General features: G+C 43.8%; 9 protein-coding genes and 2 pseudogenes. 5 read left to right on the plus strand and 6 right to left on the minus strand.

Translation table 11 applies throughout. The annotated features are described in order from the left end of the window. The 3 genes and pseudogenes from ACTCNA_RS10935 to ACTCNA_RS10945 all read left to right on the plus strand — a co-directional run. A pseudogene (locus ACTCNA_RS10935) lies at nt 1-215 on the plus strand (hypothetical protein); the annotation flags it as partial. 2 nt (nt 216-217) lie between these two features. Further along, nucleotides 218-355, plus strand: a pseudogene (locus tag ACTCNA_RS10940) (IS1595 family transposase); the annotation flags it as partial. A 34-nt stretch (nt 356-389) separates the two neighbouring features. After that, nucleotides 390-653 carry a DUF4256 domain-containing protein gene (locus tag ACTCNA_RS10945; RefSeq protein WP_462947953.1) on the plus strand — a complete coding sequence of 88 codons (264 nt, stop codon included), beginning with the start codon at nt 390-392 and terminating at the stop codon, nt 651-653. Nucleotides 654-670: 17 nt separating this feature from the next. Here the strand turns inward: ACTCNA_RS10945 and ACTCNA_RS10950 are convergent, their stop codons facing one another. Continuing rightward, the gene (locus ACTCNA_RS10950) at nt 671-829 is read right to left on the minus strand and encodes a hypothetical protein (RefSeq protein ID WP_462947954.1); all 159 of its coding nucleotides are present in this window, start codon (nt 827-829) and stop codon (nt 671-673) included. Between the two features lie 95 nt (nt 830-924). On the opposite strand from ACTCNA_RS10950, the gene ACTCNA_RS10955 reads away from it, so the two are divergent. Together ACTCNA_RS10955 and ACTCNA_RS10960 are read left to right on the plus strand one after the other, a co-directional pair. Next, on the plus strand, nt 925-3,723 hold the full coding sequence (locus ACTCNA_RS10955) for a bifunctional YncE family protein/alkaline phosphatase family protein (protein WP_462947955.1): 2,799 nt from the start codon (nt 925-927) through the stop codon (nt 3,721-3,723). Nucleotides 3,724-3,729: 6 nt separating this feature from the next. Beyond that, nucleotides 3,730-6,420: a bifunctional YncE family protein/alkaline phosphatase family protein gene (locus ACTCNA_RS10960; RefSeq protein ID WP_462947956.1), complete on the plus strand. Its 2,691-nt coding sequence runs from the start codon at nt 3,730-3,732 to the stop codon at nt 6,418-6,420. 69 nt (nt 6,421-6,489) lie between these two features. On the opposite strand, the gene deoC is transcribed toward ACTCNA_RS10960, so the two are convergent. The 5 genes from deoC to ACTCNA_RS10985 form a co-directional block, all read right to left on the minus strand. Further along, nucleotides 6,490-7,203, minus strand: coding sequence for a deoxyribose-phosphate aldolase (gene deoC / locus ACTCNA_RS10965; protein WP_462947957.1), 714 nt, complete (start codon nt 7,201-7,203; stop codon nt 6,490-6,492). 246 nt (nt 7,204-7,449) lie between these two features. Then, nucleotides 7,450-8,373 (minus strand): serine hydrolase domain-containing protein, encoded by a 924-nt coding sequence (locus ACTCNA_RS10970; protein ID WP_462947958.1) that lies wholly within the window; start codon nt 8,371-8,373, stop codon nt 7,450-7,452. 61 nt (nt 8,374-8,434) lie between these two features. After that, the gene (locus ACTCNA_RS10975) at nt 8,435-8,755 is read right to left on the minus strand and encodes a hypothetical protein (RefSeq protein WP_462947959.1); all 321 of its coding nucleotides are present in this window, start codon (nt 8,753-8,755) and stop codon (nt 8,435-8,437) included. A gap of 180 nt (nt 8,756-8,935) precedes the next feature. Beyond that, nucleotides 8,936-9,433 (minus strand): shikimate kinase, encoded by a 498-nt coding sequence (locus ACTCNA_RS10980; protein WP_462947960.1) that lies wholly within the window; start codon nt 9,431-9,433, stop codon nt 8,936-8,938. Nucleotides 9,434-9,665: 232 nt separating this feature from the next. After that, the gene (locus ACTCNA_RS10985; RefSeq protein ID WP_462947961.1) at nt 9,666-12,314 is read right to left on the minus strand and encodes a DNA gyrase/topoisomerase IV subunit A; all 2,649 of its coding nucleotides are present in this window, start codon (nt 12,312-12,314) and stop codon (nt 9,666-9,668) included. Nucleotides 12,315-12,322 lie beyond the last annotated feature (8 nt).

Consider the following 12,322-nt stretch of genomic DNA (forward strand, 5'->3'; position numbering starts at 1 on the left):
TTCCATTGATAGTTTTTTCTCTGATTAAAAAAAGCCAGGGTTTTTTGACACCATTCGGAATAATTACTTTTAGTGCTATTACTTGTTTATTTTTTAACCACCCATTGGATGTAAAAATTATGGTTTGGGCCAGCGGCATTGTTGGATTATATTTTAACAGGTATTTTCTTCCAACAAGAATAAAAGCACTATTGCAAAAAGATGATAACCAATAAATAAGCCTGAATATTTGCAAAGCTATTTGAATGAGTACTGTTACAAATTTAATCGGCGATACTTTGGAGAAAGAAGATTTGAACGATTGATGATACCAGCAGTTAGTTATAAAAATGAGTTTAGGTATAACATTAAGTAATCATATAAATAAATTACTTTAATGGAAATAACGCATGGTAAGTAACATATTGCATAGCGGGGTTTTGAGGTGTGCCAACTGCGATTCGAGAATTCGCAACAACAACTTAAAAGTGGCCGTTAAAAAGTTAGATGAGTTCGACACCAAAACATCCAGCTGGGTTGTCACGCCACCCGAAGTCAGGGAGCTGGGAGGTGCACTTTTTGGCGACCGGCGCTTCGGGAAAGTGTTTATTTACCACAACGGCGCTGAGTCGTATTACGGTGCCAGGGGATTTCGCGGTTCCCTGAAAGTCTGACAACCTGGTTACCCTGGTTACTTCCCAACCCGTTTTTTGGTATCTTCCAGAATTTTTACTGTTGCCGTGGCCCCGCACCGCGAGCAACCCGCTTTTTGAACTTCCAGCAACCCATCGAGGGAGCGCACGCCGCCGGCGGCTTTTATTTTAACTCCCGGTGTAACTTTATTTTCCATCGTTACCTTTCACAATTAAATAATATTAGACTATATTGTAGTATTTTCCAGCCAGTTTTTATAATTTTCTGAGATTATTCATAATTTGAATTATCATGAAAATTTCAGCTTTATTCCTGTTGCTTTTACTATCGATTGCCTCGTGCAATCCAAACAAACAAGTTGATCCCTGGATAGCTTCTGCCCCTGCCGGCGATCGTTATGTGGAAATCAATAAAACCGGCGAAACCGTTCTTCCCAACGGAAGGCTTTTGACTCCCGCCGGAAAAAATATTGTAGTTGCACCACATCCTTTCGGCCTCACATTAAGCCCCGACGGAAATACAGCAGTAACCGCCAACTCGGGAACCAGTCCGCTTTCCATTACCATCATCCGAAATATTCTTTCTGAACATCCAGAGGTTCAGCAAATTCCCCCCGGACCGGCCACCGACCGCGGTGTGTTGGCATCTGTATTTATGGGTCTGGCCGTTTCGAACGATAACAGCGTGGTATATGTTGCCGGCGGACAGGAAAATAAAATTTTCATTTTCGATTTAAAAACCGGGGAGAAAAAAGGATTTATCGATTGTTCCTTTCAATCAGACACTGTGGATTATACACACGGATACATTGGCGATTTAACACTTTCAAAAGATGGTGAAAAATTATTTGCGGTTGACCAGATTGGATTCCGGATGATAATTGTAAATACCGAAACCAACCAGCCAGAACACCATGTTCCGGTGGGGAGATACCCCTTTGGCATTTGTCTTTCTCCCGACGAAAAAAAGGTGTATGTTGCCAATGTTGGAATGTTTCAGTACAGCATGATAAAAGGAATTACACAGGAAAATGTAGTTGAGAAAGCGTTGGAGTTCCCGCCGTTCGCATATGGAAGTGACGAGATGGTTGAAGGCATTCACACCGACAGTCTGGAAATTCCCGGGCTGGGGGAAATGAATTCACCGGAAGCTTTTTCGGTTTTTACAATTAGTTTGGAAACCCCGAATGAGCCCGAAGTAATTGCGAAAACCAAAACAGGGCATTTGGTTGGTGCCATGGTTGAAGGTATTCCGGCTGTTGGCGGTGCAAGCCCAAACTCGTTGGTTGCTACCACCGACTATGTTTTTGTTACCAACGGAACCAACGATAACATTTCGGTGATTTCAATTGAAAAAGACACCATTGTTAATACCATATATTTAAAACCCGATAAACGAATTAAACAGTTTCGTGGCGTAATCCCATTCGGTTTGGCACTTTCTCCTGATAATCAAAAACTGTATGTAGCCTGTTCCGGAATTAATGCTGTAGCTGTTGTAGATGCAAAAAAGCTGGAAGTTCTGGGATACATTCCAACCGGCTGGTTCCCTGCAAAACTAAAAGTCAGCAACAACGGGAAAAAACTTATTGTAGTCAACGCCAAAGGTTTTGGCAGCGGGCCAAACGGCGGTTCAACATTTAATCGCGGGCCGGAAGGAAGTTATATCGGGGCGCTGATGAAAGGAACCGTTCAGGTACTCGATATTCCTTCCGATGATGAACTTAAATTACTTACAGAAAAAGTAGTTGCAAACAATTTTAATTTTGAAAAGGCTTCTTCTGAAAAATTTACAGAGCGAACAAACAATCCTGTACCACTTTACCCGGGGGAAAAGGAAAGCCCGATAAAACATATTGTTTTTATTTCGAAGGAAAATCGAACGTATGACGAAGTCTTTGGACAAGTTGAAAAAGGGAAGGGCGATCCTGAACTGGCACGCTACGGACGCAATGTTTCGTTCACCAATAGTGATGGAACCGCCTCGGTACAAAATGCGGATGTGATGGTAAACCACCTTGAAATTGCCCGTGATTTTGCCATTTCTGATAACTTTTATGTAGATGCTGATGTATCTGCCGATGGGCACCGCTGGTTGGTTAACACATATCCAAACGAGTGGACAGAAACCTGCACCGCTGCAAGTTACGGCGGAAACCGAAGTTTCAGGTTCGACTCGAAAGCCCCCGGCGTGTATGCTATGAACAGTTCGGCCGGAGCCATTTATCCTGAAGATTATAATGAGGCAGGTTCCATGTGGGATCATTTGGAAAGGAATGATATTGACTTTTATAATTTTGGGTTTAGCATCATGTTTGAACCGGCCATTTATAGAGAGGAGTTCAAAAATGAAGGCATCAGGCATTTCGTTAATTTTCCGTTGCCGCAACCGGTATGGGATCGTACTTCAAAATTATATCCTACATACAATACGGCCATTCCCGATCAGTTTCGCATCGACCAGTTTCAAAATGAATTTCAGGAAAAATGGATGAACGGGAAGGATACGATGCCTTCGTTGATAACAGTAATCCTTCCTCAGGACCATGGGGCAGGTGACCGACCGGAAGCCGGTTATCCGTTCCGCGAAAGTTACATGGCCGACAATGATTTGGCCGTTGGTCGGATCGTTGAATTTCTGTCACACACACCGTACTGGGGAAACATGTTGATTGTAATTACCGAAGACGACGCGCAAAACGGGGTTGACCATGTTGATGCTCACCGTAGTGTTTTGATGCTGATTTCGCCTTGGGTGAAAAAAAATTATGTAAGTCACACTCATTATAGTTTTGGAAGTATTTTTAAAACATTCTGGAATATTTTGGGATTACCTTATTTGAATCAATACGATGCAGGGGCAAATGATTTGGCCGACTTTTTCACTGAGCAGCCAGATTATACACCTTATTCAGCAGTAGCGGTTGATTCAAGGATTTTTGAACCGCAAAAAGCACTCGATCCGTTTGATGAAAACTTCGATTGGGAAGCACTCGAGGAGTCGCCGGTTATGGACGACAAAGAAGATATGATTCGGGAAAGTAAAGAACAAGACGAGTATCGACTGGAAAACCGGGAGAGAAAAAAATAGTTTATCATGAAAAAATTACTCCGGTTTTTAATCATTCTGTTACTTGCGCAAAATGCGTTAATTTGCCAGGCACAAAATAGAAGAGACAAGAAACAACAGGCCAAACATCTTAGCGAATTTGAAAAGCAAACTTTAGCCGACAGCCTGTTCCCCATACCAATGCCATACAACCGCTGGGTAGATCCGGCAGGTCAACAAATATATTTCGGGGATAAAAAGCTGGAAAATCACGCGCTCGACTGCGCACTTTCACCCAACGGGAAATGGGTTGCTGTTGAAGGGCGTTACTCGGTTCTAATTTTATCAACTGAAAATAACGAAATAGTTGAACGGGTAACGTTAAAAAATTTCTTTCGGGGAGAAAATGTAATGAATACATTTTCGGGAATTACCTGGCGAAAAACTGGCGAGGATTATTATTTGTACTGGAGTGCATCGGGAGGCGGGGAAAAATCGTACGTGATAAAAGCCTCATGGAACGGTCACAAATTAAATTTTGAAAAGACATTTGATTTTCTGGCGGAAGCTCCGGCATCAACCGCATTACCAAATGAAATAGTGGTAACTGCAGAAAATGGGAAGTCGGTTCTATATGTAATTTTAAACGGAAATAATTTACTGGTTAAATTGAATGAAGAAACCGGGGAAACCATTTGGTCGGCAAAAACAGGGGTAGCGCCTTACGGTGTTATAAAAGCAGCCGGTAAAGTTTACATAACCAACTGGGCGGGGCCTGTTCCTGATAAAACCGACAGGAATGTTGCCGGAGTTCCGTGGGGAAGTGCCAAAGTTGATCTGCAAACCGGCGCTACAAGAGAAGGGACAGTTTCAGTTTTTAATCCTGCCGACGGAAAATCAATAAAAGAAATACATGTTGGCCTGCACCCAAACGACATTATTTCAAGCCCGCAAGAGGACTACATATATGTTGCCAATGCAAACAGCGATGCCGTTTCGGTACTTAATACCAAACATGATGTGGTAACCGAAACTATTTTGGTAAGGTTGGGTGACGATAAAAACCCGTATTGGGGAGATTCACCCAATGGTCTGGGAATTTCGGGTGATGGAAAAGTACTTTATGTGGCGAACGGAATGGACAATGCAGTGGCATTAGTAAAACTGGGTAAAAATGCATCGTCGGATTCAAAAAATGGCCAAAGTAAAGTATCAGGGTTTATTCCAACCAGCGCTTATCCCGGAGCGGTTTGCGTTCATCGCGATCAAACTTTGTATGTTCCGAATATTGAATCTGAAGGTGCACGCATTCCAACCATTTCTGAAGAAACAGGGAAGGCATCATACAACAGTCATCGTCAGATGGCATCGGTTTCCGTTATTCCTGTTCCCAATAAAAATCAACTTGCAGATTACACAAAACGCGTGCATGAAACCAACCAAATTTTCAGAATTGCCCTCTCAAAAAAATTGCCCCGGAAAAACGTATCTCCGGTTCCGGTACCTGCCAGAGTTGGCGAACCGTCGGTTTTTAAACATGTGGTTTATATAATTAAAGAAAACCGTACCTACGACCAGATTCTGGGAGATGTTTCAGCCGGTGATGGCGAACCTTCGCTTTGTGTTTTTGGGAAGGAAGCCACGCCAAACACACACAAAATAGTTGACGATTTTTTGTTGCTCGACAATTTTTATGCTTCAGGAAAATCTTCGGCAGAAGGCCACCAGTGGACTGACATGGCCATTGTTACCGATTATATTGAAAAAAATGTACGAGGATGGTTTCGCAGTTATCCGCATGTGCAGGAAGATGCGCTGGTTTATGCCCCAACCGGCTTTATTTGGGATAACGCCATGCGAAACGGGAAAAGTGTTCGGATTTACGGAGAGGCCTGTGTTCCTGAATTTGACAATAATGCCACCTGGGAATCCATTTATAACCAGTTCAAAAAGGGTAAAAAAGTTGAGTTCACAAATAAAACTACCATCGATCCGGTTTGGGATATTTTAAGCCAGAATTACCCGGGGTATGACAGTCACAAATTCCCGGATGTGCTTCGCGCCCAAACTTTTATTGAAGAACTAAAAGATTATGAAAGCCGGGAAGACGACCAATGGCCGGAATTAATCATTATTGCTTTGCCCAACGATCACACTTCAGGAACCCGCCCGGGATTCCCCACTCCACGTGCCATGGTAGCCGACAATGATTTAGCCCTTGGACAAATTCTGGAAGCCATATCAAAAAGTAAATTCTGGAAAAACACTGCTGTTTTTGTAACCGAAGATGATTCGCAGGCAGGCTGGGATCATGTTTCGGCTTACCGCACTGTTGGATTGGTTGCCAGCCCCTATTCCAGGTTTGATAAAACAAATCATACCAATTACAACCAGGTTTCAATGATAAGAACTATAGAACAAATTCTTGGTATTCCGCCTATGAATATTATGGATGCAACTGCCATGCCTATGTTCGATTGTTTTAATGAAACTGCCGATATCCGCCCTTACATTTCAGTTCTTAATAATATTCCGCTTGATGAAATGAACAAGGAGTTGTCGGAATTAAAAGGGCCGGCGCTTCATTACGCAAAAAAAAGTATGGAACCTCAGTTTGAAAGAGTAGATGCCGGTGACGATGCACTTTTCAACCGGATAATCTGGTTTGCAATGAATGGCAAAAAACCGTACCCTGCAAAATACAGTGGAAAAGATGACGACGATGAGGATGACGACTAGTCGTCTTATTTACAAAAAATTTCTTTGAATAAACGTTGATACCTTTCTTTCGGTTTGTGAATTAATTTTCTAATCCCCAAACCGTTTTTTTGCATCTTCCAGAATTTTTACTGTTGCCGTGGCCCCGCACCGCGAGCAACCTGCATTTTGCACGGCCAGCAACCCATCGAGGGAGCGCACGCCGCCGGCAGCTTTCACTTTCACACCGGCCCCCACGCTTTTTTTCATCAGCTCCAGGTTGGGAATGGTGGCACCGGTGTAGGCGTATTTCCCGTCGTTGCCCTTTACAAAACCAAAACCGGTGGAAGTTTTCACATAATCGGCCCCCACGCGGGTGCAAATTTCACACAGCTTTACAATATCCTCTTTTTGGGTCACGTAATCGGTTTCAAAAATCACCTTCACAATGGCACCGTTCTCGTGGCATTTTTGGGTCACCACGCCAATCTCTTTTTCAATGTAATCCCAGTCGCCCTGAAGTGCCTTGCCAATATTAATGACCATATCAATTTCCACCGCGCCGTCGTTGCAGGCATTTTCCGTTTCAAACACTTTTACCGGAATGGCTGAATTCCCTGCCGGAAAACTAATTACACAACCGACCAAAACATCCGTTCCTTTTAAAAGCTGAACCGCCTGTTTTACGGCATACGGTTTTACGCACACCGAAGCCACATCGTACTTTTTTGCCACTTCGCACTCCCTTTTTAAATCCTCATCGGTCATTGTGGGATGAAGAATGGAGTGGTCGATCATTTTCGCGAGTTGTTTTACTTTATCCATGTTTATCTGTTTTTCAATAGTTTACACTGATTCCACATTGATCACTAATTGTCATTTCGAGTGCTTACCCAATTTTATCAGGCATAATGAAACGATGACAATAAATTTCCAAAACTCAAATCATAAATCCTAAATAAATTCCAATTTTCAACTACTTCAAATTCCAAAATTCTCAAATTAACCTTGTTTTGAAATTTGTTTTTTGGAGTTTATTTGGAATTTGCTTTTTGTGATTTGATATTTTGCTTATAACCATAAAGATACACAAATATAGCATAGACGACTTTGGGAGAAATCTCTCTTTGCAGGAAAAGATTTCTCCCAAAGGTGCCCATCTTTTTTATGCTGAACGGCCACCAGCCTGCCCGCTTTACTTTCCGGTAAATAGAAACGGGTATCGTCCATTCCCAGCGTGTCGAAAATGTGCGTTTTCAGAAATTCGTCGAACGGCATTCCCGAAACCACTTCAATAAAATAACCGAGTACATCGAGCCCCTCGCTGTAAGTGTATTTCTCGCCCGGATTATGATGCAACGGTAACTTTGCCAGCTTTTTAATATTTTCTTCAAGGGTTATATTTTTGGTAGTAAATGCGTCAATAATTCCGGCTTTCTGATAAATCATTTTAAAACGCTCATCGCCGTCAATCATTCCGTAGCCCAGTCCCGAAGTATGGGTGAGCAGGTGCCGGATGGTAATCTCTCGTTTCACCGGTTCGCCGGTCCAGCTGGTATCGCTGTAGCTAAACGTTTTGAGTACCTGCTGGTTTTTAAATTCGGGAATGTACTTTGAAATGGGATCATCCAGCTGAAATTTTCCCTGCTCCCAAAGCATCATCACTGCCGTGGAAGTGATGGCTTTGGATTGCGAGGCAATGCGAAAAATATCGTCCCTTTTTAATTCGCGGCCTTGCTGGTTATCGGCCATGCCATACGCTTTCCAGTGTACAATTTTGCCGTTTCGCGCAACCAGCGAAACAATTCCCGGAAGGTTTCCTGCGGCCACTGCTTCCCGGCACATTTTGTCGATGCGCGCGAGGCGTTCCGGCGACATTCCAACACTTTCCGGTTCCGCTTCGGTTAACATCGGCGAAACCTGTACCGATTTCGTTTGGGAGGAAACTGCTGTTACAATGAAAAACAGCATAGAAATAAAGAGCATCCGATTCATAATTTAGTCTTTAAAATTCAAAAGTTATTATGTGAAAATACAATATTTCCTTCAGTTTGTATTATTTATTATCTTGTTTTATCCGGATGAGCGACAAACTGTTGTCTTTTATCACCACAAAAACAACAGGTAAATTAAGTTGTTTGACAGTTGCCAATTCACGCACCTCATTTTTAACGCCAGCCCGAACTGCAGATAATCCCACTGCAAGAAGCGGTTTCCGGGCATTCTCAAAATACGAACGGGCCTTTTCTGCTGATTTAAAAAACGAACTTCCCGGAGGTTGCTTTTCCAGCCGGAGGTACTGAATATCGTTTTCGGGCTCTTCAAAAACTGTTTTCCCAATCCCGGCAGGAACACCCAGGTGCACCGGCCCGGGCACTTCGGAAAAGGCAATTCCGGCGGCTTTCAGAATGGTTTCATTTACCGTTCCGGGAACCAGACGGGTGGTCTATTTGGTGATAGGTTGAAAAAGTATCTGGTGGTCGATGTTCATCTGAACTGTGCGATTTTCTTTGAGGGTGCGGGCAAAATTTCGAGCAACAGTTGACATGGTTAATTGTTAAGAAATCATCTCCACCAATTCATCTAAATCCACGTTGGGTTTTGTAATCTGGTAATGGGCCTGTTTGTAATAGGCATTGCGTTTTTTCAGGGTTTCATCGATGAAGTCAATCAGTTCTTCTTTCGATTTCCCTTTTATGAGCGGCCGTTCTGTTTTGGAATTCAGCAGGCGGCTGGCCAAAATTTTGGGATCGATATTCAGGAAAATAGTTTTGCCGGTACGGTTCATCAAATCGATGTTGTCGAAAAAACAGGGGGCACCGCCGCCGGTGGCAATCACCACATCGGTAAATTCCGAGAGTTCTTCCAGGGCTTTGCGTTCGCGCTTACGAAACCCTTCTTCGCCAAACTCCTCAAACAGTTGCGGTACCGTTTTGCAGTTGCGTTTTTCAATGTAATGGTCCATATCGACAAACTGCAGCCCGGCATGTTTGGCCAGTCCCTTTCCCAGTGTAGATTTTCCGCAGCCCATGTATCCTATCAGGTAAATTCGCATTGCACATTCATTTTTTCGGTCAGAACAACAAAGCTAAAAAAGATTTCCAAATCTGATTTTCAGATTCAGGCTGACCTGATTAAAATTGTTCGGCAGTAGTTCGATTCAGGTTTAATTGACTGTCAAAGTTCAATTCTTCTGCACAGGCAAATCACCTGTTCTACACTTTCCCAGTTTTCTCCGAAAGGAGTCCTGCTGAAAAACACCTCAAACCTTCGAACACCTCAAACCTTTAAAACAACGACATCTGGTTTTGATCGTCATCTTTTCCCGGTCGCTTTACTTCAAAAGGAATGTCGCTGGAACCATTTTCCGGTCCGTTTTCATCATCGTCATCCGAATCCGTTTTCTGGTCTTCGTCTTTTACCACCGGTTCCACTTCTTTTACATTTTCAATGCTGTAATTCGAAAGTCGTTTCCCTTTTGCTTTCCATGATTTTACACCTATATATTCTGCCACCTCGATGATTTCATTTTCCCGTTCGGAGTGTTTCCCGCCAAACTCAATCTCGAGGCGCGGGTAACGCACCCAGGTAATGCTGATGAGCTTGTTATCCGGATTTTCGCCGATGAACCGGATGCGTTTGCCTTCGGGTTCATCAATCTCGAAACGTTTTACATAGTAGAACTTCTGTTCAGCGTCGTAATAAACTGCCGACAAAACCTTACCGCTGTCGAATTTTTCAATGGTTAAAATATCCGGATCGAAATGGTTACTCAAATCGAAATTGTAAAGCTGCAATTCGCCGTTTTTGTAGATAACCAGAATTTTGTCTTCGCCCAAAAACTCACCGAGATATTTTCCGCGGTTATCGGCATTGAGGCGCAGCACATCCTCATCGAACCAGATTTTCCGTCCACCCAGCGTGGAAACGCCTTTTTCCTTCAGCGAAATTTTATACACCTCATGTTTGGTGAGGATGTTCCCCATAGACTGGCGGCCTTTGATGGCCAGCTCACCCATGTTCACTTCAAAAGCCAGTTTTTTGATGCGCGATTTGGGTTTCAGCAATATTTTCAACACTTCGGCCTCGCCATTGGGGTTGGCGGAGAAATAGGTAACCCGCGAACCTTTTGTTCCTTTGGTGAGGTCGTACTCCTTATCGCGTGTAACTCCTGTTACGGCAAACCTTTTCATGTACGACACACCGGTTTTCCCGTCGCGATACACGGCATTGTATATGGTTCGTTTGTCGTTCCTTTTGAAAACGGCAATGTGCAGCGGGTTTTTCCCGATGAATGTTTTGTCGGAAACCCTGGTGACGAAATAGGTTCCGTCGCGGCGGAAAACAATGATGTCGTCAATATCGGAACAGTCGCACACAAATTCCGATTTTTTCAGGCCGGTTCCCATGAAACCTTCCTTGCGGTCAACGTACAGTTTTTCGTTTTTCACCACTACTTTGGTGGCCACAATATTTTCGAAACTCCTGATTTCGGTTCTGCGCTCGCGGCCTTTTCCGTATTTGTCTTTCAGATGGCTGAACCAGCGAATGGTGTAGGGAACAATATTTTCGATATTGTTAACCACTTCGTCGATTTCATCTTCAATGGATAAAATATTCTCGTTGGCCTTGTCGGTGTTGAATTTCAGGATTCGCGCCATCCTGATTTCCATGAGCTTCTGGATGTCCTCGCGTGTTATTTCCCGTTTGAATTTGGGTTTCCAGGGATCCAGCCGCTGGTCCACATGGGCGATGGCCACATCCATGCTTGCGGCATCTTCAAATTTTTTGTCTTTGTAAATCCGCTCTTCAATAAAGATTTGTTCGAGCGAAGCAAAATGCCAGGCTTCTTCCAGTTCTGCCTTTTTAATTTCCAACTCCTGTTTTAGCAGGCGGAGCGTGGCATCTACCGAACGTTTCAGTATTTCTGAAACACTTATGAAATGGGGTTTGTCATTTTCAATAATGCAGGCATTGGGCGACAGCGAAACTTCGCAATCGGTAAATGCATAGAGTGCATCAATAGTTTTGTCAGACGATACATCGTTGGCAATGTGCACAAGGATTTCCACATTTTCGGCGGTGTTATCGTCAATTTTTTTGACTTTGATTTTACCCTTTTCGTTGGCCTTGATAATTGAATCGATAAGTGTTGTGGTTGTTTTACCAAAGGGAATTTCGGTAATAGCCAGCGTTTTATTATCGCGTTTTTCAATTTTGGCCCTTATTTTCACCACGCCGCCGCGCAGTCCGTTGTTGTATTTGCTGAAATCGGCCATTCCTCCCGAGGGGAAGTCGGGCAGTAATTCAAACTCTTCATTTTTCAGGTACGCGATGGAGGCATCAATCAGCTCGTTAAAATTGTGCGGAAAAATTTTTGAGGCCAAACCAACGGCAATCCCGTCAACTCCCTGTGCCAGCAGCAGCGGGAATTTCACCGGCAGTGTTACCGGTTCTTTTTTGCGGCCGTCATAGGCCAGTTTCCATTCGGTGGTTTTGGGATTGAACACCACCTCGAGGGCAAATTTTGTTAAACGGGCTTCGATGTAACGTGGTGCAGCAGCCCCATCGCCGGTGAGCTGGTTCCCCCAGTTTCCCTGGGTATCAACAAGCAGGTTTTTCTGCCCGAGCTGCACAAGGGCATCGCCGATTGAAGCATCGCCGTGCGGGTGATACTGCATGGTTTGCCCGATGATGTTGGCCACCTTGGTGAAACGTCCGTCGTCCATCTCACGCATGGCATGCATAATGCGGCGCTGCACCGGTTTCAGTCCGTCGTTCACATACGGAACCGCACGTTCCAAAATTACGTACGACGCGTAATCCATGAACCAGTCGCGGTACATTCCGGGCAAATAAATGATTTCTTCCTTTATCCGTTCCGGGTTATTATCCTGTAATTCTTCGTTGTTAGCGTTTTCGTTTTCTTCTGCCATTCTATTCA

The sequence above is a fragment of the Tangfeifania sp. genome, assembly GCF_055108615.1.